The sequence below is a fragment of the Pseudomonas sp. B15(2017) genome (assembly GCF_002113215.1).
Lineage (GTDB): Bacteria > Pseudomonadota > Gammaproteobacteria > Pseudomonadales > Pseudomonadaceae > Aquipseudomonas.
Genome location: NZ_NEJZ01000025.1, coordinates 16,141 through 40,789, shown reverse-complemented (window position 1 = coordinate 40,789; position 24,649 = coordinate 16,141). Strand labels below are relative to the sequence as shown.

General features: G+C 62.5%; 22 protein-coding genes. 7 read left to right on the top strand and 15 right to left on the bottom strand.

Annotation, left to right across the window (positions count from 1 at the left end; translation table 11 throughout):
- Nucleotides 1-6: 6 nt before the first annotated feature.
- Entirely contained in the window at nucleotides 7-525 is a 519-nt protein-coding gene (locus CAF73_RS27730; RefSeq protein WP_007966163.1) for a single-stranded DNA-binding protein, read from the top strand.
- 76 nt (nucleotides 526-601) lie between these two features.
- Here CAF73_RS27730 and CAF73_RS27725 read toward each other — a convergent pair whose 3' ends face one another.
- From CAF73_RS27725 to CAF73_RS27695, 7 genes are all read right to left on the bottom strand, one after another.
- On the bottom strand, nucleotides 602-1,759 hold the full coding sequence (locus CAF73_RS27725) for a glutathionylspermidine synthase family protein (protein WP_085705124.1): 1,158 nt from the start codon (nucleotides 1,757-1,759) through the stop codon (nucleotides 602-604).
- 2 nt (nucleotides 1,760-1,761) lie between these two features.
- Entirely contained in the window at nucleotides 1,762-2,454 is a 693-nt protein-coding gene (locus tag CAF73_RS27720) for a DUF1190 domain-containing protein (RefSeq protein ID WP_039771974.1), read from the bottom strand.
- A 17-nt stretch (nucleotides 2,455-2,471) separates the two neighbouring features.
- The gene (locus CAF73_RS27715) at nucleotides 2,472-2,897 is read right to left on the bottom strand and encodes a DUF350 domain-containing protein (RefSeq protein WP_085697671.1); all 426 of its coding nucleotides are present in this window, start codon (nucleotides 2,895-2,897) and stop codon (nucleotides 2,472-2,474) included.
- Between the two features lie 13 nt (nucleotides 2,898-2,910).
- A complete protein-coding gene (locus CAF73_RS27710; RefSeq protein ID WP_085697670.1) occupies nucleotides 2,911-3,561 on the bottom strand; it encodes a DUF2491 family protein in 651 nt (216 codons plus the stop codon).
- Nucleotides 3,562-3,684: 123 nt separating this feature from the next.
- Nucleotides 3,685-4,383: a PspA/IM30 family protein gene (locus CAF73_RS27705; protein ID WP_007955625.1), complete on the bottom strand. Its 699-nt coding sequence runs from the start codon at nucleotides 4,381-4,383 to the stop codon at nucleotides 3,685-3,687.
- A gap of 17 nt (nucleotides 4,384-4,400) precedes the next feature.
- The gene (locus tag CAF73_RS27700) at nucleotides 4,401-5,069 is read right to left on the bottom strand and encodes a YjfI family protein (RefSeq protein ID WP_007955624.1); all 669 of its coding nucleotides are present in this window, start codon (nucleotides 5,067-5,069) and stop codon (nucleotides 4,401-4,403) included.
- Between the two features lie 155 nt (nucleotides 5,070-5,224).
- Nucleotides 5,225-5,779 carry a cysteine hydrolase family protein gene (locus CAF73_RS27695; protein WP_085705122.1) on the bottom strand — a complete coding sequence of 185 codons (555 nt, stop codon included), beginning with the start codon at nucleotides 5,777-5,779 and terminating at the stop codon, nucleotides 5,225-5,227.
- Nucleotides 5,780-5,880: 101 nt separating this feature from the next.
- Here CAF73_RS27695 and CAF73_RS27690 point away from each other — a divergent pair, with 101 nt between their 5' ends.
- From CAF73_RS27690 to CAF73_RS27680, 3 genes are all read left to right on the top strand, one after another.
- Complete coding sequence (locus tag CAF73_RS27690; RefSeq protein WP_085697668.1) at nucleotides 5,881-6,876, top strand: GlxA family transcriptional regulator; 996 nt, start codon at nucleotides 5,881-5,883, stop codon at nucleotides 6,874-6,876.
- A gap of 177 nt (nucleotides 6,877-7,053) precedes the next feature.
- The gene (locus CAF73_RS27685; protein ID WP_085705120.1) at nucleotides 7,054-8,160 is read left to right on the top strand and encodes a DUF3182 family protein; all 1,107 of its coding nucleotides are present in this window, start codon (nucleotides 7,054-7,056) and stop codon (nucleotides 8,158-8,160) included.
- A complete protein-coding gene (locus CAF73_RS27680; protein WP_085705118.1) occupies nucleotides 8,150-8,908 on the top strand; it encodes a S9 family peptidase in 759 nt (252 codons plus the stop codon). Before CAF73_RS27685 ends, CAF73_RS27680 begins: the two co-directional genes overlap by 11 nt.
- A 111-nt stretch (nucleotides 8,909-9,019) precedes the next feature.
- Here CAF73_RS27680 and CAF73_RS27675 read toward each other — a convergent pair whose 3' ends face one another.
- The 5 genes from CAF73_RS27675 to CAF73_RS27655 form a co-directional block, all read right to left on the bottom strand.
- Nucleotides 9,020-10,006 (bottom strand): lysylphosphatidylglycerol synthase domain-containing protein, encoded by a 987-nt coding sequence (locus CAF73_RS27675; protein ID WP_085697666.1) that lies wholly within the window; start codon nucleotides 10,004-10,006, stop codon nucleotides 9,020-9,022.
- Nucleotides 10,003-11,289, bottom strand: a complete 1,287-nt coding sequence (gene clsB, locus CAF73_RS27670; protein WP_085697665.1) for a cardiolipin synthase ClsB — start codon at nucleotides 11,287-11,289, stop codon at nucleotides 10,003-10,005. Before clsB ends, CAF73_RS27675 begins: the two co-directional genes overlap by 4 nt.
- Nucleotides 11,286-12,083, bottom strand: a complete 798-nt coding sequence (locus tag CAF73_RS27665) for an endonuclease/exonuclease/phosphatase family protein (RefSeq protein WP_085697664.1) — start codon at nucleotides 12,081-12,083, stop codon at nucleotides 11,286-11,288. The genes clsB and CAF73_RS27665 overlap by 4 nt, the downstream gene beginning before the upstream one ends.
- Nucleotides 12,080-13,006, bottom strand: coding sequence for a DUF72 domain-containing protein (locus CAF73_RS27660; RefSeq protein WP_085705116.1), 927 nt, complete (start codon nucleotides 13,004-13,006; stop codon nucleotides 12,080-12,082). The genes CAF73_RS27665 and CAF73_RS27660 overlap by 4 nt, the downstream gene beginning before the upstream one ends.
- Before the next feature lie 103 nt (nucleotides 13,007-13,109).
- Nucleotides 13,110-14,321, bottom strand: coding sequence for an MFS transporter (locus CAF73_RS27655; protein WP_085697662.1), 1,212 nt, complete (start codon nucleotides 14,319-14,321; stop codon nucleotides 13,110-13,112).
- Nucleotides 14,322-14,641: 320 nt separating this feature from the next.
- Here CAF73_RS27655 and CAF73_RS27650 point away from each other — a divergent pair, with 320 nt between their 5' ends.
- The gene (locus CAF73_RS27650) at nucleotides 14,642-16,747 is read left to right on the top strand and encodes a mechanosensitive ion channel family protein (RefSeq protein WP_085705113.1); all 2,106 of its coding nucleotides are present in this window, start codon (nucleotides 14,642-14,644) and stop codon (nucleotides 16,745-16,747) included.
- Here the strand turns inward: CAF73_RS27650 and CAF73_RS27645 are convergent.
- On the bottom strand, nucleotides 16,741-21,036 hold the full coding sequence (locus tag CAF73_RS27645; protein ID WP_085705111.1) for a DEAD/DEAH box helicase: 4,296 nt from the start codon (nucleotides 21,034-21,036) through the stop codon (nucleotides 16,741-16,743). The genes CAF73_RS27650 and CAF73_RS27645 overlap by 7 nt on opposite strands.
- A 178-nt stretch (nucleotides 21,037-21,214) precedes the next feature.
- On the opposite strand from CAF73_RS27645, the gene CAF73_RS27640 reads away from it, so the two are divergent.
- Together CAF73_RS27640 and CAF73_RS27635 are read left to right on the top strand one after the other, a co-directional pair.
- Nucleotides 21,215-22,099 carry a sugar nucleotide-binding protein gene (locus tag CAF73_RS27640; RefSeq protein WP_085697659.1) on the top strand — a complete coding sequence of 295 codons (885 nt, stop codon included), beginning with the start codon at nucleotides 21,215-21,217 and terminating at the stop codon, nucleotides 22,097-22,099.
- Nucleotides 22,092-23,021 (top strand): NAD-dependent epimerase/dehydratase family protein, encoded by a 930-nt coding sequence (locus CAF73_RS27635; RefSeq protein ID WP_085697658.1) that lies wholly within the window; start codon nucleotides 22,092-22,094, stop codon nucleotides 23,019-23,021. The genes CAF73_RS27640 and CAF73_RS27635 overlap by 8 nt, the downstream gene beginning before the upstream one ends.
- Before the next feature lie 177 nt (nucleotides 23,022-23,198).
- On the opposite strand, the gene CAF73_RS27630 is transcribed toward CAF73_RS27635, so the two are convergent.
- Both CAF73_RS27630 and CAF73_RS27625 read right to left on the bottom strand, forming a co-directional pair.
- The gene (locus CAF73_RS27630) at nucleotides 23,199-23,897 is read right to left on the bottom strand and encodes an OmpW family protein (RefSeq protein ID WP_085697657.1); all 699 of its coding nucleotides are present in this window, start codon (nucleotides 23,895-23,897) and stop codon (nucleotides 23,199-23,201) included.
- Nucleotides 23,898-24,119: 222 nt separating this feature from the next.
- Nucleotides 24,120-24,638 carry a DUF3299 domain-containing protein gene (locus CAF73_RS27625; protein ID WP_085705132.1) on the bottom strand — a complete coding sequence of 173 codons (519 nt, stop codon included), beginning with the start codon at nucleotides 24,636-24,638 and terminating at the stop codon, nucleotides 24,120-24,122.
- Between the last annotated feature and the right edge of the window lie 11 nt (nucleotides 24,639-24,649).

Genomic DNA, 24,649 nt, shown 5'->3' with positions numbered 1-24,649 from the left:
AACGTTATGGCCCGTGGGGTTAACAAAGTCATTCTGGTCGGTACTTGCGGCCAGGATCCCGAAGTACGCTACCTGCCCAACGGTAACGCCGTGACCAACCTGAGTCTGGCGACCAGCGAGCAGTGGACCGACAAGCAGACCGGTCAGAAGGTCGAGAAGACCGAGTGGCACCGCGTATCGATGTTCGGCAAGGTTGCCGAGATCGCTGGCGAATACCTGCGCAAGGGTTCGCAGGTTTACATCGAAGGCAAGCTGCAGACCCGTGAGTGGGAAAAAGACGGTATCAAACGTTACACCACCGAAATCGTGGTCGACATGCAAGGTACCATGCAACTGCTCGGCGGCCGTCCACAACAGGGCGACCAACAAGGCGGTGGCAACAATTATCAGCAGCAGGCGCCACGCCAACAGGCTCCGCGTCCGCAGCAGTCGGCACCTCAGCAGCGTCCGGCCCCGGCTCCGCAGCAGGCTGCACCGCAACCGGCTCCGGATTTCGACAGCTTCGATGACGACATTCCGTTCTGATTCGCTGCTGAGTCCGCTCCAGACAAAAAAGGCCCGTCGCTGAATGCGACGGGCCTTTTTCATGCGCGCAGGTTTTTCAATCGAGAATCAGATGTGGCAGAAACCGGCTCGAATCCTTGGTGATCAGGCTGTTGTCTTCCCGCACACCAATCCCCGCCGCCTGATCGCCGATCACCCATGAGCCAATCAACGTGTAGCTGTCGTCGAACTTCGGCAATGGGGCAAATTCCTGCAGGATGAAGGGCGCATCGGTGTAGGGCCCATCCTCTTTGACGATCAGACCTTCGGCGGTCTGCAACTCGATGTTGGCGCCTTCCCGGGAGAAGTACGGTTTGCGCACCCAGCCCTTGGGCACCGCGCTGCCCGGATTCGGGTCGAGGTGCGCGGCCAGCAGATTCGGATGGCCCTTGTGCAACTCCCATAGCAGGGGCAGGGCGCCCTTGTTGGAGAGGATCGACTTCCACGCCGGTTCAAAAAACTGGGTGTCGCACCCGGCAATCGCCGCGCCGAACGGCTCGTGGAAGATGAATTCCCAGGCGTGCAGTTTGAACAGGTGCGGGATCCAGCGATCCTCAAGATCCACGAAACGACCGTCAGCGCTCAGGCCGATGTCTTCGATGTCGATATGCCGCGATTCGATGCCGACTTTCTCTGCGATCAGCCGCAGATAATCCGTGGTGCCTTTGTCTTCCACCGAGTCTTTCATCGAGGCGAAGTAAAACGGCCGCGTGAGTTTCAGTTGGGCAAAGGTTTCGTGCAGACGGGTGTCGATGCTGTTGAACTGGTCGGCATGGCGCGGCAGCAGCCCGCGCTCGATGCATTGCTCCAGCCAGCCCCACTGGAACGCCGACGCCTCATAAAGGCTGGTGGGCGTGTCGTAGTTGAGTTCGAGCAGCTTCGCCGGGCCGTTGCCGCTGTAGGAGAAGTCCATGCGCCCGTACAGATGCGGATGACCTTCCAGCCAGGACGTTCGGATCATGTCGTAGTACGGCGTCGGAATGCTCAGACGATCCAGCAGTTCTTCGCTGTGCACGACGCGGTCGACCAGGTCCATGCACATCTCGTGCAGCTCGGTGGTTGGATCCTCCAGATCGTTCTCGATCTGCGCGAGCGTGAACTGGTAGTAGGCGCTCTCGTCCCAGTACGGCTCGTCGTCGATGGTGTGAAACAGAAAGCCGAGGCTTTCGGCAGTCTGTTTCCAGTCGTGGCGCTCGGCGCAGTGGATCTTCTTCATGGTCAGCTGCTCGAACGGCCCCAGCCGCCCCAACCACTGCGTGCGCTGGACTGGCTGCCGAAGCCGCCACGGGAGGTGGACGCAGCGACGTTGACCGGTTTGCGGTAATCGCTGTCGTAGTCCCGCTGGCTGCGGCTCGGCGCCGATTCGATGCGGCGGTTCAGCGTCGAGGTGTCGTAGGTCTGGCGGGTATTGCGCTCACGGTAAACCGGCCGCGAGTCGATCGCGCGGTTGTTGCTCATGGCATTGCCGATCAGCCATCCGGTGAGCCAGCCGTTGCCTGCACCGCTGGACGAGTGCGAAGTGCTGGTCTGATTGCTCTGCACGGCGGCGGCGTCGCCGGCGGGCATCTGGGCATTGGCGATCGCATCGAGGTTCTGCGCCGGCTCACCGTCCTGCGGCACCTTGAAGCCGCCGAGTTTCGGCACGAAACGGCCGGCGGAATTTTTCTGACACCAGTCAGCGGCAAAGTCCGCGTCGCAGGCAGCCTTGTCGTCGTAGGCCGGGGAAATACGGCGGTGCTCGGCCAGGGCTGCGACATAGGCGTTCGAGCAGACATCCGGTGCCACTTCGGCGTCGACGCATTGTTCGACGCTCTGGAAGTTGCGTTGCTGTTCCTGGGCGGCCACTTCACCGGAAATCGCCAGGGCCACCGAAGCGGCCAGCGACAGTTGAACGTACTTGCTTCGTTTCATCTCAGGCTTCCTGCCGATCAGTAGGACGGGGTCATGCATGCGGCGTTGAGCATACCGACGCTGATCGCCACCGCCGCCACATAAATGCCCGAGGCGATTTCACCGTTGGCAATACGCTGGGACGTGCCCTTGAGCACCAGCCCGGTCGCCAGGAACGCCAGCAATTGCACCACCGCCGCGATCACCGCCCAGAGGACGAAGTCGAGGACGTTGATCGAGTGAGCGATCACGTTGCTCGCCGGAATCGCGAAGCCAATGATTGCGCCGGACAGAGCGATGGCGGCGGCAACGTTGCCGGAACGGATCAGCTCGAATTCCTTGTGCGGCGTGACGCGGGTGTAGACGAACTGAAACAGCATGAACAGCAGCACGGCGCCGATCAGGTAGGCGACGAAACCGACCAGTGCGGCTTTGTTCAGGGAAATGGACAACGCTTCCAGCATGGAAAACTTCCTTTTAAATAGTGCTCAAGTCGGTGGTGTACAGCGAGATGCCCAGCGAAGTGCTCAGGCTGACCGTGCCTTCTTCGTCCTGCTCGACGGAGAACAGCAAGAGCTCGCGGCGATCGGTCAGGCCGGTTTCCCGGGCGTAGAGCATCGAGTGATGGTTGATGGTGTAGGACTCGTCGGGGTTGATCACCTGTTCGGTGAGCGGCACCAGTTCGGTCTGGCCGCGTTCGGTGCCCCATTCACGGGTGTATTCGACACCTTCATGGCGATAGGTCGGCAGGCCGATCAGGCTGTTCGGGCCGGCCAGACGCTGCAGCTCGGCGTTACTGTTGACCGTCACATAGCTGACGTAATTGAACAGCGTCACCGACTCGATCTGGTCGTCACCGGTGACATGGACCTGTACCCAGAATTCTTCATCGTTCAGGTAGTAGCGATGCAGTTTGTTCGACTGACCGAGGTCGATCCAGCCGGCGCTCCAGATGGCCTGGGCGTCGGGAACCCGTACCGAGGTGCTGCCCTCCAGCAACAGGCCGAGGGTCGTGTCGAAGCGGATCGCCTTGCCCTGCGCCAGTCCGAGCGGGCCGCCGGCAGACCTGGACGCCGGTGCGGCCGACTGCCAGTTGCTGGTGCCGAGCAAATCTTTGAACCATCCCATGGGTACATTCCTTGAAGCGGGTGGAGGTATTCGTTGGCAAAACGCCGCTAGTGTACCGGCGTCGTGACAAACCGGCAGGCAAAAAAGAAGGGCACCCGGTGCCCTTCTTTTTTCTTGCCGCCGTTACTGGGCGGACTTTTGCTTCAGACGCTCGAGGATGGCGTTGGCGCTGCCTTCGTTCGGCGTGATGCCGGCTTCGCGCAGCTTGCGATCCAGGTCGTTGCCGGTCGAAGCATCGGCCAGTTCGTCGGCAGCACTCAGCTCGGCCGCGCGTTGCTGCTGCTTGGCTTGCAGACGGTTAAGGGTGCCGACAGCGGTTTCCAGTTTGCCGTTGGCGCCGCCGCTGGCGATCGAAGCGCTGACCTGAGCCTTCTGCACGCTTTCACGGGCCTTGGCCATGTCCACTTGCTGGCGCAGGCTCTTGATCCGCGCTTCGGCCTTGTTGATGTCCTTGCGCATGTTGTCGGCGTAGGTGCCGAACTCGTCGCTCTGTTTTTTCTCGACGCCCAGGTCGTTGGTCAGGGTCGAGATGGCTTCGGCCACTTCCAGTGCCAGATCTTCACGGCCGGCGTTCAGGGCGGAAACGGCCTTGGCTTCCAGGTCCTTGATCTTGGCTTCGTACTCGCTCACGCGGTCGGCAGACAGTTTGTGCTTGGCCATGATGGTGACCAGTTCGCGACGGGCGTTGGACAGCGCGCTGTCGGCGTCACGGATTTCCTGATCGAGGATGCGCAGGGCCTGTTGGTCGGCGATCGCTTCGCCGACTTCGTTGGCGCCGCCGCGCAGCGCGGTGAACAACTTGCTCCAGATGGACTGAGTCATTGGATATTCCCTGTTGATTACTTGAAGAAGTGTTCGAAGGCTTCGCTGGCGCGCTGCACGTTGTCGACCAGGGTTTTCACCTCGGTGACCACGTTGGTCAGGCTCGAATCGGCACTCAGTGCACCAAACATGTTGTAGACGGTCTGGCCGTTGGGCATGGTCTCGATGCCGATCGACGACAGCGGGAACATTTCCCGGCTGCGCAGCACGGCGTCGTTGAAAGCGCGCACGTCGGTGATCGAATCGATGTCCACCAGCACGGTGTCGACGATGATCTGCTGACCGGCGAGGGCGATGTGAATCGGCAGACCGCCGAATTCGTTCATTTCCAGCTTGAGGCTGGGTTCGGAGCTCTGGATCAGAGACAGCGTGATCTCTTGCGAAGCCACCTCGTCCAGCGCCTTGAAAGCGTTGTAGAGGCTATCGATGTTCCAGTTGTTGCCTGCGCTCATGTAATTCTCCGACATGAAAGAGCCAGCCAGAATCGGTTGGCGTAGCTGTTGCTCCATTTGCTTGAGCAAGCTCCGGTTTTCCGGAAGCACCCAAGTTTCGTGTTTCACATAACCGGCGGCAGCCAGGCCCGCGCGCATCTGCTTCATGTAGAAGCTCGACGGTTTTTTCGCGGACGGTGTCGAGCGCACTCCCTTTGGGCTCTCTGACTTGGTGGCGGGGGAGCGGCTTTTCATGGCGATGACTCCGTTATGAACATCTCACGCGTGAGCGACACTACAGCCAAATCAAAATGCCATCAATGGCTCACGCGTGAGATTTTTGTGACACACAAACAAAAGCGCCCGCAACGAGGCGGGCGCAGGTTTTTCCGGGTGTGTCCGCGCAGGGCTCAGCGGCTGGCGGCGAGGAACTCGTCGGTGGACACCACGCTGGCATAGGCAAACCCCAGCGCCGACATGAATGCCGCATGCACATGGGCGGCAGGCACGGTCAGGCCGTTGAATTCCAGGTCTCGGGTGGCGCAGGCGTCGTGGATTACCGTGACGGTGTAACCCAGATCTGCCGCCGCACGGGTGATGCCGTCGACGCACATGTGGCTCATGCTGCCGACCACCACCAGTTCCTTGATGCCTTGTTCTTCGAGGATCGATTGCAGTTCGGTTTCGCGGAACGAGTTGACGAAATGCTTGAGCACTACCGGCTCGTCGGCGCGGTTGAGCACTTTCGGATGCAGTTTCGCGCCTTCGGAGCCGGGTGTGAAAAACGGCGCCTCGGGCGAGGTGAATTCGTGGCGGATGTGCACCACCGAATCGCCGGCCTCGCGGAATGCCGCGATCAACCGGGCGGCGTTGTCGGCGGCGGCGTCGGCGCCGGCCAGCGGCCACTTGCCTTGGGGGAAGTAGTCGTTCTGGATATCGACTACGATGAGCGCTTGCTTGGCCATGGGTGTGTCCTCGACGTTATGGGTGGGTGTGGATTCAGTATTGGTGCTGGCCACGTTTTCGAGGATTGGCCGCACCGACAATACACAGGGGAAAACTGACAATGGCTGCTGAAAGGATCGTCGCGGAGCTCGGCGTGCTGATCTATCCCGGCGCGCAAATGGCGGCGGTACATGGCCTGACCGATCTGTTCGGGGTGGCCAACCGGATCGCTGCCGAGCATCAGACGGCACAGCTGCCACTGCTGCGGATCAGTCATTGGCAGGTCGACGGTGATCAGCCCCCCGTGCGCGTTTACGACAGCCTTCCCGGTGCCGAAAACGGTTTGCTGGCGGTACTGATCCCACCGTCCATCGCCGGTTTTTCCGCTGCACAGATGCCGGCCGGTCTGATCCCCTGGTTACGTGAGCAACATGCGCGGGGCGCGACACTCGGCGGGGTCTGTGTCGGCTCGTGGTTGCTGGCTGAAAGCGGCTTGCTCGACGGTCGCAGCGCGACCACGCACTGGACGTCGGCCAAGGCCTTCGCCGAGTGTTACCCCAACATCAGGCTCAAGGCCGACACGCCGATTGTCGACGATGGTGACCTGATTACCACGGCGGGGCTGATGGCCTGGTCCGAGCTTGGATTGCGGCTGGTGGACCGCTTGCTCGGGCCGAGCATCGCCAGCAGCACTGCGCGGTTTCTGGTGGTGGAACACAGCGACAGCGCAAGCGAGTGCGGAAGCAATTTTGCGCCGATTCTCAATCACGGCGACGGCGCGATTCTCAAGGTTCAGCACTGGCTGCAAGGCAATGGCGCGACCGATGTCTCACTGACGGCGATGGCCGAACGCGCAGGCCTGGAGGAGCGCACTTTCCTGCGGCGGTTTCGTGCGGCGACCGGTCTTAAACCCACCGAATACTGTCAGCACCTGCGGGTCGGCAAGGCTCGGGAAATGCTCGAGTTCACCAATGGCACCATCGACCATATTGCCTGGACGGTGGGTTATCAGGACCCGGGAGCTTTTCGCGCGACGTTCAAGAAAATCACCGGGCTGGCGCCGAGTGAATACCGCACGCGATTCGGCGTCAGCCCGCCGCCGACCGTCGCGAAGTAAACCCGCCTGTCGTGCAAAATGCCGGAGCCGACAGAGCAGTCGTGCAGATTGAAACAGGCGCGGTGCCAGCACGGGGTGTCCAAGTGGCTGATTAACGGAATGTTTCCACTGAACGCCCGTTGGCCTGATCTCTGCACCCTCTGACCTACATTCAAATCGCCGTTGGAAGGGGGACGCATGACCCCGACATCCCGCAGGAAAGTGGTCGTCGCCCATTCGATTCGGCCCGGCGCGCCACAACATGAAGTGCAGACCAACAAGGCCCTCGCGCGATGGCTGGCGCAGATCCTCGGCCTGAAGTTTGGCGGCAGTTACGACGCCGAAAAACATCGCGGCCGGGATATTTATCTGCTGCCGACCCAGACCCTCGTCGGCGCGGCGGCTCGCGAACTGGGCGTGAGCGGCCCGGACGATTTGTGGGGCGGTTTCGTCGAGCACGACTTCATCTGCACCAAAGCCATCAGCCACGGTTTGCGCAGCCATCAGGCTCATGCACCGCAAGGCTGGTCGCCGCTGTTTTCCGATCGGGTGCGCACCGTGGTGCTGGACGGGCTCAGCGTCTTTGCGCTGGAAGATGCGCGGCCCGCCGCCGAACATCTTTTGTACAGCGGGCCGATCCGTCTCAAGCCGATTCACGCCTGTGCAGGGCGCGGACAGGAAGTGATCAAGAGCCTGGATGCGTTCGACGAAATTCTCGCCCGACCTGACGCTGAAAAACTGTTCAGCGATGGCGTGGTACTGGAGCAGGACTTGAGTCAGGTAACCACCCACAGCGTTGGGCAGTCGTTCATCGGCGACAAAGTGTTGAGTTACTGCGGTGATCAATACTTGACCAGGGACGCCCACGGCGAAGAGGTGTACGGCGGCTCGAACCTGCTGGTGGTACAGGGTGGCTATGAGGACTTACTAAAGCTGGATCTGGCTGACGACGTGCGTCTGGCGATCCGGCAGGCGCAGGTGTTCGACCGGGCGGCGGACGAAGCCTATCCGCGCTTCTACGCTTCGCGGCGCAATTACGACATCGCCCAAGGCCTGGACAGTGAAGGCCGACCGCGCAGCGGCGTGCTCGAACAGTCCTGGCGCATGGGCGGTGCCAGCAGCGCGGAAGTGGCGGCGCTGCAAAGCTTCGTCAACGACCCCTCGATGCGCGCGATCCGCGTGTCGTCGGTGGAAACCTATACCGATCAGGCTCTGCCGGCGGATGCCATCGAGGTGTATCGCGGCCCGGCCGAGAACAGCGACTTTCTCCTCAAATACGTAACGGTCAAATCCTATGACGGCTAGAAGCGAAAGCATTCAAATCGACATTGATGATGAACAGATGAGCGGGACGTTCCTCAGTCCCAAATCGAAAGTCCCCGGCGTATTGTTCGTGCACGGCTGGGGTGGCAGTCAGGAGCGCGATCTGGAACGGGCCAAAGGCATCGCCGGCCTGGGCTGCGTGTGCCTGACGTTCGACTTGCGCGGGCACACCGGCGGCACCGGCATTCCGCTGAGCCGGGTCACCCGCGAAGACAACCTGCGTGACTTGATGGCGGCCTACGACCGGCTGCTCGCCCATCCGGCGCTGGACACCTCGGCGATCGCGGTGGTTGGCACCAGCTACGGCGGTTATCTCGCCTCGATCCTGACCTCGCTGCGGCCGGTGCGCTGGCTGGCGCTGCGGGTGCCCGCGCTGTACCGAGACGAACAATGGCACACGCCCAAGCGCGATCTGGACAAGGCCGACCTGCGCGATTATCGCGGTACGCTGGTGCGTGCCGACAGCAACCGCGCCTTGCACGCCTGCTCGCAATTCACCGGGGACGTGCTGCTGGTGCAATCGGAAACCGACGACTATGTGCCTCACGCGACGATCATGAGTTATCGCGCCGCGTGCCAGCAGACTCACTCGCTGACCCACCGCATCATCGACGGCGCCGACCACGCCCTGAGCGATCCGACCTCGCAGCAGGCCTACACCTCGATTCTCGTCGACTGGATCACCGAAATGGTGGTGGGCGAGCGGTTGAGCATTATTCAGTCCTCATGATTTGTGGTGTTTCTTCGGACGCCTTCGCGGGCAAGCGCGCTCCCACATTTTGAATGCATTGCGCCTGTGGGAGCGGGCTTGCTCGCGAAGGGGCCACCAGCCATAAAAAAATCAGGACGGCTTCTTCTCGATCCGCAACGCCTTGGCCTTGGCTTCCACCACCAGGTACATCAGCACGGTGATCAGCAGCGGCAGCAGGAAATAGATCGCCCGATAGGCCAGCAACCCGGCCACCAGACTGCCGCGCGAAGCCTCGTGTTGCAGCAGCGCCACGAACACTGCTTCGAGCACGCCGAGCCCGGCGGGAATGTGGGTGATGACCCCGGCAATCGCGCTGATCAGCAGCACCCCGAGCACCAACGGGTAATCGAGCTTGCTCGGCAGCAACGTGAAAATCACCGCTGCCATCAGCGACCAGTTCAGCGCCCCGAGCAGCAATTGCAGAACCGCCATGCGCAGCGACGGCAGATTGATTTCCACCCCGCGAATCGACCACTCGCGCCGCCGGGAAAACTGGCAGGCGATCAGATAACCAGCGCTCACCAACAGCAGCAACACACCAATGCCCTGCAACGCGCCGCTGCTGACTTTCCAGCCCGGCGGCATGCGTACCAGCCCGCTGGCAAACACCACGCCAGCGATGGTCATGTAGCCGAACCAGTTGGTCGCCAGGCTCAGGCCGAGGATCTTGGCGATGTTGCTTTTGCTCACCCCGAGCCGCGAATACAGCCGATAGCGCATGGCAATCCCGCCGACCCATGCGCTCAAGTTGAGGTTGAACGCATAGCTGATGACGCCCACCGGCAGGATCTGTTTCCAGGTCAAGTCCTGGCGAATGTAGGTGCGGCCGATCAGGTCGAAACTGGCGTACACCAGAAAGCTCAGCAAGGTCAGGCTGGAGGCGATGATCAGCGTGCGCACCTTGAAGTCGGCGAGGGTTTGCAGGACCTCGGCCCATTCGATACGGCTGGCGAACATCGTCAGCAGGACGATCAGCGCAAGAAAAAACAGCAGGGTCAGCGGACGTTTCCAGCGACTCCAGCGGGACTTGCCCGCCGGTGCCGGATGCACCGCCGCGTGGGCTTCGGAATGGCTCATGAAGGATCCCTCCCGGAGGCCTGGAAAAAGGGTTTGAGTCGTGGCTTGTGTGCCGGCAGCCAGCCGGCCATTGCCGGGAAATGCCGCAGGAAGTGAAACACCAGAAAGCCCACGGTCATGTGCCAGATTCGCCCCCGTGGCGACTTCGTGGCGTCCATCGCCTTGCAGTGGTTGTGGCTGAGGTCTTCAAGGCGTTCGAACAGCAGACGATTGAAGGCTCGGTCGCGAATCAGCACGTTGGCTTCCAGGTTCAGCGACAGGCTCAACGGGTCGAGATTGCTTGAGCCGACGGTGCTCCATTCTTCATCCACCAGCGCCACTTTGCCGTGCAGCGGCCGCTCGCAATATTCATGAATCTGCACACCGGCCTTGAGCAGGTAGTCGTAGGTCATGCGCGCGGCGAGTTTGGCCACCAGCATGTCCGGCTGTCCCTGCAGAATCAGCCGCACCTCGACCCCGCGCCGGGCTGCGTTGCGGATCTCGCGCAGCAGGCGATAGCCGGGAAAGAAGTAGGCGTTGGCGATCACCACCCGCCGTTGGGCGCGGCGCAGCACCTGCAAATAGACGTCTTCGATATCGGTGTTGTGCTGGTCGTTGTCGCGGAACACCAGACGCACCTGGCCGTCGTGATCATCGAACGCCATTTCCGCGCGACGTTGCCGACGCCGTTGCCACCAAAACCTTGCGCGTCCCGGTCGGCCGCTTTGCAGCAGGGCGAAATGATGGATGTCGGTCACCGCCGGGCCCTGAACTTCTACCGAATAATCCTGCTTCGCTTCGGGGCCGAAATCGGCCAGGTGATCGCCGGAAAAATTGATCCCGCCAATGAACGCGACCAACCCGTCGACCACCACGATCTTGCGATGCAACCGCCGGAACCAGTTGGTGCGAATCCCCAAATGCTTGGGGGCCGGATCGAAGATCTGCAGATGCACGCCAGCATCGCTCAACGCGGTCAGATAACCGGCGCTCAGTTCGCCACAACCGAAGCCGTCGAGGCTGACGGTGGTGCGCACGCCGCGCCGGGCGGCATCGATAAGAATTTCCTGCAACTCCTTGCCGACCTTGTCTTCGAAGACGATGAAGGTCTCCAGCAGGATTTCGCTTTTCGCCGCGCGCATCGCTTCGAACACCCGGGGGAAAAATTCCTCGCCGTTTTCCAGCAGCTCGACGCGGTTGTTGCCCTGCCAGCGATACTCGACATCGACGGTGCCCGGCTCGCGTACGGGCGGGGTGATGCTGACCGGCTCCACGGCGGATTTCTCCAACGGTGCACTGCTCATAGTTCAATCTCCACCGATAGTGGTGCGTGGTCGGAAAGGTGTGACCAGGGACGGTTCGCCAGCACTTTTGGCTGACTGGCCTTGAGGTTGCGCACATAGATCCTGTCCAGGCGCAGCAACGGCATGCGGGCGGGGAAACTGCGCGCCGGTTTGCCGTGATGCGCCGCAAACACTTCGCGCAGGCCACAGGGTTCAAGCAAGGCATCGGCGCGCTGGCGCCAGTCGTTGAAATCGCCGGCGACGATCACCGGCGCGTCATCAGGCAGCTCGGCCAGGCGCTCTCGCAGCAGACGCAACTGATCGTTGCGATGGCTTTCGCGCAGGCCCAGATGGACACAGATCGCATGCACTTCACGGTCGTCTTCCGGCAGGCGCAGCACACAGTGCAGCAACCCCCGGTTTTCATGGCCGCTGATCGAAACGTCGAGATTGTCATGGCGCACGATCTGGAATTTCGACAGCACGGCATTGCCGTGATCGCCGTCCGGATACACCGCGTTACGCCCGTAGGCGAACTGCGGCCAGAGACTGTCGGCGAGAAACTCGTACTGCGGCATCGTCGGCCAGTTTGCGTAGCGTTTGGGGTGATGCTCGTGGGTGCCGTGGACTTCCTGAAGAAACACCACATCGGCGGACACGCTGCGCACCGCTTCGCGCAATTCCGGCAGGATGAAACGCCGGTTCAGTGCGGTGAAACCCTTGTGGGTGTTGACCGTCAGCACGGTGAAACGGCGTACCGTGTTGATGACTGTGGTCTGTTCGTCGGTGAAGCCGACCGGCTCGGGAATGCTCATGCGAGTACTCCTTCGGCGGCCGGCTCACCTGGCATGGTTTCGAGGTTTTTATCCAGATCGAAACGCTGCAACAGGCTGCGGGCATTGAAAGGCGCGCGGACCTTGATGTCGTTGTCGAAGTAGCAGAAAACCTCACGGGATTTACGGGCCCGAGGTTTCAGACGCGGCGCGATCAAATGGGCGTCGTCCGGTTGCCGGCCATGGTGCCAGGCGTCGATCCGCTCGGCCCAGCGTTGCAGCGCGGCGTCGGTGTAACCGCTGGCGTAAAGCTCCTCGGCACCGTGCAGGCGCAGGTAGACGAAATCGCTGGTGAGGTCTTCGCGGTACGGCCATTTCCCGGCGGTGTCGGCGATCACCAGCGCGGTGTTGTAGCGTTTGAGCAAACGCACGAAGTCCGGGTCGATGAAACTGTCGTTGCGGATTTCCACGGCATGGCGCAGCGGTTTTTTGCTGTAAGCCTTCATGCTCGCGTGGCCGTGCAGGTGCGAATCGTGCTGGCGGGCGAGCTCGGCGGCCGCCTGGGTGTCGTGGGGCAACTGGTCGAGAAAGGCTTCGAAGCGTTCGGGGTCGAACGTGAAGTTGGGCGGGAATTGCCAGAGGATCGGGCCGAACTTTTCCTTCAGTTCCAGCACCCCGGAGGCGAAGAAATTGGCCAGGGGTTTTTCGATATCGCGCAGGCGGCGAATGTGGGTGATGAAGCGCGGCGCCTTGATGCTGAACACGAAGTCATCCGGTGTTTCGGCGTACCACTGGGCGTAGCGTTCGGGCCGTTGCAGGGCGTAGAACGATCCGTTTATTTCGATGCTGTTGACCGCCCGTGAGGCGAACTGCAATTCGCGTTTTTGCGCCAGCCCCTTCGGGTAAAAGTCCCCGCGCCACGGGGCGTAACGCCAGCCTGAAATACCGATATGAATCGTTGCCATGCCGCCCTCCCGTCGAAAGTCCCCATACGGCCTCTGTCTGTGGATGACTGTGGGCGGTTCGGGAAAGTTTCGACGGGATTACGGACGGTCGGGCTGTGCCGGATCAGTGCCCGGTGACGATCCGGGCCGAGCCTTCGGCAGGTTCGGCGTACACCGGGCCCAGGCGATCGAGGCGTCCGCTCAACGCCGTCAGAGCCAATGCCACCAGCACCACCAGGCCGCCGATCCACGCCGTATGGATCAGGCCGATGTGTTCGACGATCAAGCCGCCACCCCACGCACCGCCGGCAATTCCGAGGTTGAACGCGGCGATGTTCAGGCCCGATGCCACATCCACTGCGTGCGGTGTGTGATGTTCAGCCTGACGCACCACATACACCTGCAAGCCCGGCACGTTGCCGAAGGCGACTGCGCCCCAGACGAGCACGGTGGCCAGCGCCAGCCAGGGATTGCCGGCGGTGAAGGTGAGCGCGAACAGCACGGCGGCGAGCAGGGCAAAGATGATTTTCAGCGCGCTGATCGGCCCGCGTTTGTCCGCCAGTTTGCCGCCCCAGATGTTGCCGACCGCCACCGACACGCCATACACCAGCAACACCAGGCTGACGGTGCTGGCGCTGAAACCGGAGATGTCCTGAAGGATCGGCGCCAGGAACGTGAAGGCGATGAACGAGCCGCCGTAACCGATGGCGGTCATGGCGTACACCAGCAACAGGCGCGGTTGCTTGAGCACCTGCAATTGCTGCAACAGTGATGCGGGTTTGCTGTGGGCGATGTTGTTCGGCACATACAGCAGGCTGCCAATGAACGCGATGACGCCAAGTGCCGATACCGCGAGGAAGGTTTCACGCCAGCCGAAATGCTGACCGATGAACGTGCCCAGCGGCACGCCGGTGACCAGCGCCACGGTCAGGCCGGTGAACATGATCGCGATCGCACTGGCGGCTTTTTCCTTGGGGACCAGGCTGGTGGCGATGGTCGAACCGATGGAGAAGAACACGCCGTGGGCCAGACCGGTGACGATCCGCGCCAGCACCAGCGATTCATAACTCGGCGCCAGCCAGGCCAGCAGATTGCCGAGGGTGAACAGCACCATCAGCGACAGCAGCAACAGTTTGCGCGGGACCTTGCCGGTGAGGGCGGTCAGCACCGGCGCACCGATGGCTACGCCCAGAGCGTAGAGACTGACCAGCAGACCGGCGGACGGCAGACTGACGCCGAGATCGGCGCCGATGGTGGGAAGCAGGCCAACGATGACGAACTCGGTCGTCCCGATGGCGAAAGCGCTGAGAGTCAGCGCGAGCAGGGCAATGGGCATGACGGCACTCCGAAGGGGGATTGAATGGAGCGCAGTGTCGGGGTTTGGTGGGGGTGGAAAAATACAGGGAGGGGCATTTGATATTTGCGTGCGACGCAAATATCCCCCCTAAAAGGTGTTCGTTCCCACGCTCTACGTGGGAATGCCTCCGTGGACGCTCTGCGTCCGCTCTTTGAGATGCGGAGCGTCTCTCGCTGCATTCCCACGCGGAGCTTGGGAACGATCAGTGAAGGGAAGTGGGCGGGGGAACGATCAAAACCGAACTTGCCGGGCCAAAACCGATCAGTTCTTTACAGGTTCAACCAAGGGAGCTCTGCGTTTTGACCAGGTTCAGGATCGCGATTCTATTGGGGGCATTGCTGTTGTTCGGCGGCAATGCAGTGCAAGCCGCCAGCCTGCCGGGTGTTCCGGCGACCAGTGAAGAGCCGGCCAAACCGGAACCGATCGTGCAGGGCGGACTGCTCGGCGCCATCAGTTCCAGCATCGACGACGTGCAGGACAAACTCGATCTCAACGAGCATCTGGTCGACGCCTGGCGCCTGCGCGCCGACCGGGCGGCAGATGAAGTCGACAGGCTGGTCAATCAACCTTCGAACCGCTCCGGCTGGGGCGTGGCGGGGGATTTCCTGATGCTCTCCGGCGTTTGGCTGGGCACGTTTGCCGTATTGACGGTGCTCGGCAGCCTGCTGGCCAAGCGTCTGCAGGAAGGGCGTTGGTTGCGCACCCGGCAACGCAGTCAGGACCTGCTCGGTTACCTGTTGCCCTACACGTTGCCCGCGCTGATCTGCCTGCCGTTGACCCTGTACGTCAGCCATTTTCTGTCGGCCTCGATCGGCCGGGCGCTGGCGCTGTGTCTAGCCTACGCCACCAGCAGCGGGATATTTTCCACGTCGATGCTGTTGTGCGTGGTGATGATGTTCAACGTCGGCCACAAACGTCGCGCCGTGCAGATCATCCGCGACTACTGCCCGAAGCCGCTGTTCCTGATCGGCTTTCTCGCCGCATTGAGTGACGCGCTCACCAGCCCGCAGATCGCCCGGCAACTGGGCGGCAACATCACCAGCAGCATCGCCGTGTTCACCGGTCTGCTGGCGTCGATCATCTTCGGTCTGCTGGTGATTCGCCTGCGTCGGCCGGTGGCGCACCTGATCCGCAATCGCTCGCTGGCCCAACGCTTGAAACAGCCGTCGCTGCAGGAGTCGCTGCGGATTTTTTCCGGGCTCTGGTACTGGCCGATCGTGCTGATGGTGCTGGTCTCGGCGGTCAATCTGATCGGCATCGGCGAGGACAACCAGAAAGCCCTGCGCTGCGCGTTGTTCACCACCGTGCTGTTGATCGGGACGGTGTTTCTCAGCACCGTCCTCCAGCATCTGTTCAAGTCGCGCAAGGCCGAGGCGATCCAGCGTAGCAGCGCCTACAAGGAACGCTTTCTCAGCCTGTTGCACGCCTTGCTGCGGATCGTCATCGCGATTGTGTTCATCGACATTCTCGGGCGGATCTGGGGTGTGTCGCTGCTCGACTTCGCGCAGAGCAGCACGGTCGGTCGGGCGATCAGCAATGCTCTGAGCAGCATCGGCCTGATCTTCCTCGTGACGTGGCTGCTGTGGGTGGTGCTCGACACGGCGATTCAGGAAGCGCTGAAACCACCGGTCAGCAAGCGCTCGGCGCGCCAGCCCAGCACCCGGGTGAAAACCATCCTGCCGCTGCTGCGCAACGCGATCAAAATCATCCTGGTGGTGATCTGCGCGATCACCACCATGGCCAATCTCGGGATCAACGTCGCGCCACTGCTGGCCGGCGCCGGGGTGGTCGGCCTGGCTATCGGTTTCGGCTCGCAGCAACTGGTGCAGGACGTCATCACCGGGTTGTTCATCATCATCGAAGACACCCTGTCGATCGGCGATTGGGTGGTGCTCGATTCCGGGCACGCCGGCACGGTCGAAGGCCTGACCATTCGCACCCTGCGCCTGCGCGACGGCAAGGGCTTCGTGCATTCGGTGCCGTTCGGTCAGATCAAGGCGGTGACCAATCAATCGAGGCAGTTTGCGTTCGCGTTTTTCTCGGTGCAGTTCACCTATGACACCGATGTCGACAAGGCCATCGAACTGATCCGCGAGGCGGGGGATTCGATCCGCGAAGACCCGTTCCTCAAGTACAACCTGCAAGGGCCGCTGGATGTGTTCGGCGTGGACAAAATGGACCTGAACGGCGTGGTGCTGACTGCGCAATTCCGCACGGTGTCGGGCGGGCAATACGCGGTAAGCCGCGCCTTCAACCAGCGTCTGAAAAAGCTTGTGGATAACAGCCCGTGGGTGCATTTCGCGCAGACTTATCCACAGCAGGTTTTGTTGCCCAATCGCCAGGAGGAAGAGGCGGCTGCGGCGCATTCATCGGTGGTGTTGCCGGAGCAGGCGCGGACTCAGTGACGGGTCAGCTTGTTGCGGATTTCGCTCATGGCGGCGAAGTCCAGCTCCACCCAGAACTGCTGCTTGCCCGCGACCTCGGCAGCGACCGGCAACCCGTCGCGATACACCAGCCGATTGCTCGCCAGCGCCGGCACTTTCGCCCCCGGCAGCAAGGTGCCGGCGAGGTTCAGCGGATCGACGCCGCACACCGCGACCAGGCTGCCGTCATGTGGGCGACGGCGGACTTCGCGCAGCAGGGGAATCGCCTCGGGCAGGGCGAATTGCTCGCCCGCCAGACCGCTGACAAACCGCCCGCCACGAATCTCGCCCCGTGCTTCCAGTCGATGGAATGTACGCAGCAGTTCGCGCCAGCTCGGCAACCAGTCGGCCTCGCGCTCCAGCAGGCGCCAGAACACCACGCCATAGCGCCGCAACAAGGTCATGGCGACGTGCTCGAGGGTTTCGGGCGACGCTGTTTGACGGTTTTCCACAACCGGCCCGCGACGCAGTAGCGCCCAGCGTCCGGCATCGTCCATGCCACCGACAAACGCCCCACGCCCGCGTCGACTGCTGCGCTGCTGGCGCTTGCTCGCCGGGGTGATCAGTGCCCGCAACCCGGCAAAACTGTCGGCATTCACCAGACCGGCGCCGACCAGTTCCTGCAAGGCGATTTCCAGTTCGGTGCGCAGCAGGTGCGCTTCATGAATCAGCTCATCGAAGAACAGCGCGCCGTGCTGGCTCAGCGCGTCGAAAACCTTTCGGGTCTTGGGCGACAGTTCGCTGAGCGGCGTCTGTTCGGCCAGTGCACTCCACAAGCCGACCTGACTGCGCGGCAGCAACACGATTGGTGTGCTGCGCAATGCCGTGCCGCTGATGTTTTGCCGGGCGCTGAGGCGCGTCCATACCAGTTTGCCGCTGCGGCACAGATCGTCCAGCCAGCTCGGTGAATAGTCCTTGAGCCGCGCCGGAAGGAGGTCGCTATCCCACGCCGATGCGGCAGCCGGATAGCCTTCGAACTGACCGACAATCGCCGGCAACACGGTGCTGCCCTGACCCCGAGTGGACGCGGATAAATGCTGCCAGTCGAACAGAAACCGCGTGAAATCCTGCAACGCCACCGGCTCGATTTCCCGGCGCAGACGCTTGACCGTGTAGCGGTGAATGCGTGCCAGCAGGTGTCGTTCGCACCACTCCTCAACGGTCGATCCCGGCGTGAAATGGCCCCGCAGCACATAACCCTCGTGCTCCAGTTGAGCGAGGGCTTGATGAACAGAGGCCGGCATCAAGGCCAGCGGCTTGGCAATCGCCGCCAGTGGTAAAGGACCGAATGCGCCGAGCCGCGCGCGGATCACTTCGACCAGTGCGTCATCGGCCGTCCATGCTTTGTCGAAACCGGGTAATGCGGGGAGTGCCGATTGCGCCTGTGGATAAAGCGCTTGCAGACACGTCAGGCGTTCTCTCGCCAGCCACAGTGAATGCTTGGGATTGATCTGCAACTGGCAGGCTCGCCCGGTATCGGCCAGAGCATTCAGCCAACCGCGCCACGGCGGATTGGCCTCGACTTCGCGGTCGCTGATGCAGGCCAGGCTCATCAATGTTTCGTGCATTTCATCGGCGCTGTCTGGCGTCGGCCACGCCTCTTCGCGCACGGCTTCGATCGCATCGGCGTCCAGTGCGCCGAGGTCATCGGTGGATTGCGGATCGCTCCAGCGGCGGTTGAGCACGGCCTGGGTGCGACGTTCTTCCAGCGGCGCATCGTCGAGAAAGGTGTAGGGCCGGGCGCTGAGGATTTCCGCCGCCAGCGGCGAGGGCGCCGGCAGGTCGCGGGCGATCAGACGCACTTCGCCGCGCTCCATGCGCCGCAGGAGTTCGAGCCAGCCTTCACTGTCCATCGCTTCATGCAGGCAATCGTCGAGGGTCTGTTCCACCAGCGGATGCGCGGGGATTTCCCGTTCGCCGGCGAGGTTTTCCAGGCAGGCGATCTGATCGGGAAACACGCTGGCGATCAGGTCTTCGCTTTTCATCCGCTGCAATTGCGGCGCGACTTTGCGCCCGCCCGTGTAGCGCGGCAGGGCCAGCGCCACCCCGGCATTCCAGCGCCAGCGCACACCGAACAGCGGCGCATCCAGTACCGCCTGAATCAGGATGTGCTCGGCGCTGTTGCTGTGCAGGTAACGCCAGACCTCGTCGAGTTCGAAACTGTGGCTGGTGGATAGCGACAGCACGATCGCGTCTTCGCTGGCGGCGGCCTGCAATTCGAAGTTGAAGGTGCGGCAGAAGCGCTTGCGCAAGGCCAGGCCCCAGGCGCGATTGATACGGCTGCCGAACGGCGAATGGATGATCAGTTGGGTGCCGCCGGACTCGTCGAAAAACCGTTCCATCAGCAGCGTGTCTCGCGACGGTAAGGCGCCGAGGGCGAGGCGGGCACGGGCCAGGTAATCGACCAGCTGTTCGGCGCTGGCCAGGTTCAGGCCGAGGGTGTCGATCAGCCAGTCGAGGGCCGGTTGCAGATTGCCGGGGCTGGCGCTGAGCAATTGATCGAGCTGCGCGTGCAGGCGCGCCACGGCCGCCGACAATTCATCGCTGCGCCCCGGTGCTTCGCCGAGCCAGAACGGAATGGTCGGCGGCTGACCCTGGGCGTCCTCGACCCGTACCTTGCCGGTTTCCACCCGCAGGATGCGATAGGAGGCGTTGCCGAGCTGGAACACGTCGCCGGCGATGCTCTCCACGGCGAAGTCTTCGTTGACGCTGCCGATGTTCAGGCTCTGGGGTTCGAGCAATACGCTGTAGTCGGCGTTGTCGGGGATGGTGCCGCCGCTGGTGACGGCGGTCAGCCGGGCGCCGCGTCGTCCGCGCAGGGTTCGGCTGACGGCGTCGTGGTGCAGGTAGGCGCTGCGCATGCCCTGACGGCCGTTGTAGCCCTCGGCGAGCATCGCCAGCAGCGCCTGATAATGTTTTTCGTCGAGGCGGGCGTAGGGCTCGGCCCGGCGCAACAGCGCAAGCAAATCGTCCTCGGCCCATTCCTGGCAACTGACCTCGGCGATGATCTGCTGCGCCAGCACATCCAGCGGCGCTTCGGGGATGTGCAGCGTATCGAGTTCACCCCGGCGCACGCAGTCGAGCAGGGCGGCGCACTCGATCAAATCGTCACGGGTGGTGGCAAACAGGCGGCCCTTGGGCGTGCCGCCGACCTGGTGTCCGGAGCGGCCAACTCGCTGCAGAAAACCGGCAATCGAACGTGGCGAGGCGATCTGGCAGACAAGGTCGACTTCGCCGATGTCGATCCCCAGTTCCAGCGACGCGGTGGCGATCAGCACTTGCAGCTCGCCGCGCTTGAGCCGCTGTTCCGCATCGAGGCGAAACTCCTTGGCCAGACTGCCGTGGTGCGCGGCCACCGCCCGTTTGCCGAGGCGTTCGCTGAGGTGCCGGCTCAGGCGTTCGGCCAGGCGCCGGGTGTTGACGAAAATCAGCGTGGTGCGGTGTTCGCGGGCCAGCGTGGCGAGGCGGTCGTAGACCCGTTCCCAGACATCATTGGCCATCACTGCCGACAACGGCACCGGCGGCACTTCGATGCCCAGGTCCCGTGGGCGGGCGTGGCCGATGTCGATGATTTCGCAGGGGCGCTCATGACCGACCAGAAACCGCGCCACCGCATCGATCGGTTTTTGCGTGGCTGACAGGCCGATGCGGGTCAGCGGTTCGGCGCACAGGGCCTGCAAGCGTTCGAGGCTCAAGGCCAGGTGGCTGCCTCGTTTACCGGCAGCGATGGCATGGATTTCATCGACGATCACCGTGCGCGTGGTGCCGAGCATCTTTCGCCCCGAATCCGAACCCAGCAGCACGTAGAGCGATTCCGGGGTGGTCACCAGAATGTGCGGCGCGCTCTTGCGCATGGCGGCGCGCTCTTTCTGCGGGGTGTCGCCGGTGCGCACGGCGGTGGTGATTTCCAGCGGCGGCAGATCCATTTGGCGCAACTGCTCGGTTATCCCGGCCAGCGGGTTCTGCAGGTTGATGCGGATGTCGTTGGACAGCGCCTTGAGCGGCGAAACGTAGACCACCAGGGTTTCGTCCGGCAGACCGTCCGGGGTTTCCAGACCACGGTGGACCAGATCGTCGAGCACGGCGAGGAACGCGGTGAGGGTCTTGCCGGAGCCGGTGGGCGCGGCGATCAGCGTCGAGCGGCGCTGGCGGATCAACGGCCATGCGCGGGCCTGGGCGGCCGTCACCGTCGGGAAGGTGCTGCTGAACCAGGCGCTGACGGCGGGGTGAAAGCCTGCCAGCGCCGCGTCCGTGGGAAGGGGCAAATTCATGGTTTCAGTTATGCGGGTGGGCGGGCGAAGTTGCAAGTACCGCTCGGGATCTACACTTTACGGGTGACGGTTGCGCACTAAACCCGCAAAATGCAACGATTCCGGCAATTATCGACGACGCTGCCACAGGCATCGTCGCCAAAGCCATCGTTCCAATCAGACTGGGCCTGCTGACTCTATGCGAATGCGCCTTATGTTACTGGGCGGCGGAAATGCCCTTGGGCAGGCGCTGATTCGCCTCGGTGCAGAGGAAGACATCGGTTTCCTCGCCCCCCGCCCGCCCGAAGACGGCTGGGATGCCGCGAGCCTGACCCAATTGCTCGACGACACCCGTCCCGATGCATTGATCAACCTTGCCTACTATTTCGACTGGTTCCAGGCCGAGACCGTCAGCGAAACCCGTCTGGCCGGGCAGGAACGCGCCATCGAGCGACTGGCCGAACTGTGCCAGCACCACAACATTGTGCTGGTGCAGCCTTCCAGCTATCGGGTGTTCGACGGTTCCCGCGCCACCGCCTACAGCGAAAAGGACGAGCCGGTGCCGTTGGGCCTGCGCGGTCAGGCGTTGTGGCGAATCGAGCAAAGCGTACGGGCCACTTGCCCGCAACACGTGCTGCTGCGCTTCGGCTGGCTGCTCGACGACAGCCCGGAAGGCATCCTCGGGCGCTTCCTGGCCCGGGCCGAACAGCCGGAAGAATTGCTGCTGGCCGATGACCGTCGTGGCAATCCGACCCCGGTCGACGATGCGGCCCGAGTGATCATCTCGGTGCTCAAACAACTCGATTGCGCCGCGCCGCTGTGGGGCACTTACCACTACGCCGGCCACGAGGCGACCACACCGCTGGCGCTGGGCCAGGCGATTCTCACCGAAGCGCGCAGCCTGCACCCGCTGGCCATCGAATCCCCGACCGCCCAGGCCCACGCCGCGCGTCCGGACGCTGCCGAAGAGCCGCAACACGCGGTGCTCGCCTGCAAGAAAATTCTGCACACCTTCGGGATCAAGCCGCGCGCCTGGCGTGCCGCGCTCCCGGGCTTACTGGATAGGTTTTATCGTCATGGCTGAAGGCCCTGTTTTAATCACCGGCGGTGCCGGTTTCATCGGCTCGCACCTGACTGACGCGCTGCTTGCCAAGGGCCATTCGGTGCGGATCCTCGATGATCTGTCGACCGGCAAGCGCAGCAATCTGCCGCTGGACAATCCCAGGGTCGAGCTGATCGTCGGCGACGTCGCCGATGCGGCGCTGGTCGCCAGGGCGATGGAAGGTTGCAGCGCAGTCGCGCACCTGGCTGCCGTGGCATCGGTGCAGGCGTCGGTGGATGATCCGGTGAAGACTCATCAGAGCAATTTCATCGGCACGCTGAACGTCTGCGAAGCCATGCGCGAGGCCGGCGTCAAACGTGTGCTGTATGCCTCCAGCGCAGCGGTCTACGGCAACAATGGCGAAGGCGAGTCGATTGACGAAGACACGCCCAAGGCGCCGTTGACGCCTTACGCGTCGGACAAACTGGCCGGCGAGCAGTACTTCGATTTCTACCGCCGTCAGCACGGTCTGGAACCGGCAATCTTCCGCTTCTTCAACATCTTCGGTCCGCGCCAGGATCCGTCCTCGCCGTACTCCGGGGTGATCAGCATCTTCAGCGAGCGCGCGCAGAAAGGCCTGCCGATCACCGTATTCGGCGATGGCGAGCAGACCCGGGATTTCATGTACGTCGAAGACCTGGTCGATGTGCTGGTGCAGGCAATCGAAAAGCCGCAAGTGGATGTCGGTGCGGTGAACGTCGGCTGGAATCAGGCGACCAATCTCAAGCAGATGCTGGCCGCGCTCGAAGCGGTGGTCGGCGAGTTGCCGCCCGTCAGCTACGGCCCGGCGCGCTCCGGTGACATCCGCCATTCGCGGGCGAACAACCGCCGGTTGCTTGAGCGATTCAACTGCCCGACACCAACGCCGATGAACGTCGGCCTGGCCCGTCTGCTCGGCCGCTGAGCTTCTTGCAGACATGAAAAAGGCGCCTTTTGACAGGCGCCTTTTTCACGGCCGGAATTCGGGTTTCAAACCTGTTTCCTGTAGCGAGGGAGCTTGCTCCCCGGTCGATGGCGTAACATCGCCGTCAGTTCTGAGCTGCCCGCCACCAAGCCTCATTCACCACCACGTGAACGTTCTTCAGAACTTGTAGCCTAGACCAACCATGTAGATGAAGGGATCAACGTCCACATTCACCCGTGCACGGGTGCCCGGAGCCACGGCGTTGTTCTCGACGGTGGCGCGGGTGTCGATGTCGATGTAGCGCACCTGGGCGTTGAGCATGATGTTGTCAGTCAGCATGTAGTCGGCGCCGACCTGCCAGGCCAAGCCCCAGGAGTTTTTCGCCTTGAAGTTGCTGAAGCCGTTGGACTGGGCTTCGCTGCCGACGTGCTCGTCGTAGATCCAGGTGTAGTTGATGCCGCCGCCGATGTACGGCTGGAAGGCCGACTTCGCATCCAGCGGGTAGTAGACGACGCTCAGGGTTGGCGGCAGGTGTTTCAGGGTCCCGAGCTTGCCATTGGCGGCCGGCAGGGCAGTGCCCTTGATCTTCACGTCATGCTCGAAGGGCGATGCGGCCAACAGCTCGATACCGATGTTGTTGGTCAGCATGTAGGCGAAGTTCAGACCCAGTTGGGTGTCGCTGCTCATGGTCGCCTTGCCGCCCAGGTTGGCGCCGCTCAGTGGACCCTGATCGACCTTGACGCTGGAGCTGTCGGCCTTCGGGTTGACGGTGATCGCACCGGCGCGAACGATGATGTCGCCGGCTTCGTGGGCGTGGGCGAGCGGGGCTGCGAGCGCGAGGGCAAACAGCGAGGCGCTGAGCAAGGACTTGTTCATGGAAGCTCCCAAAGGACGTTAAAAATGTTTGATGTCCTATGGTACGAATCCGTCTGATACGGTCTTTTGACTCAGCTCAATGAAACAGTGATGGGCGTTTTTTTTGTGGAACCTTTGCCGACCCCTTCGCGAGCAAGCTCGCTCCCACATTAGAGCTCGGTCAACTGTGGGAGCGAGCTTGCTCGCGAAGACAATGGGCCAAACAGTACAGAATGACCGGATTTACTCCGGCAGCTCATAGACGTAAATCTTGTCCGCATCCATCTGATAGCCGGCATCCGCCAGCTCGCTGGTGGACGGTTTGACCTGCAACGGCCCTTCGACCCAGTACGGCTGATACAGCTCATCGAGCTTCACGCCGAGTTCGCTTTTCACGTGCACGATCTGGTTCGACGGCGGTGGCGGCACGTGGATGCAGGCGCCGAAATACGGCACCAGCAGGAAGTCCGTGGTGCGACCTTCTTCGCTGACTTCCAGCGGCACGATGTAGCCCGGCAGGCGAATGTTCTGGCCGTCGAGGCTTTGCACTACCGGGGCGTTGGGCATGTCCTGTTTCGCCGCTGGCGCGGACTCGGCCGACAGCGCATCGCCCATCTTCGACAGGTCATGCAGCGGCGTCATGTTCGGCACTTCGGGCGCCGCGTCCGGCGGGATCATCTCCGACCAGGTCAGGTCTTTCGGTGCCGCCGCCCAGACGGGCAGGGCAACCAGCATCAGCAGCGCAAGGGCGGCGCGGGGCATGGTGAACATCC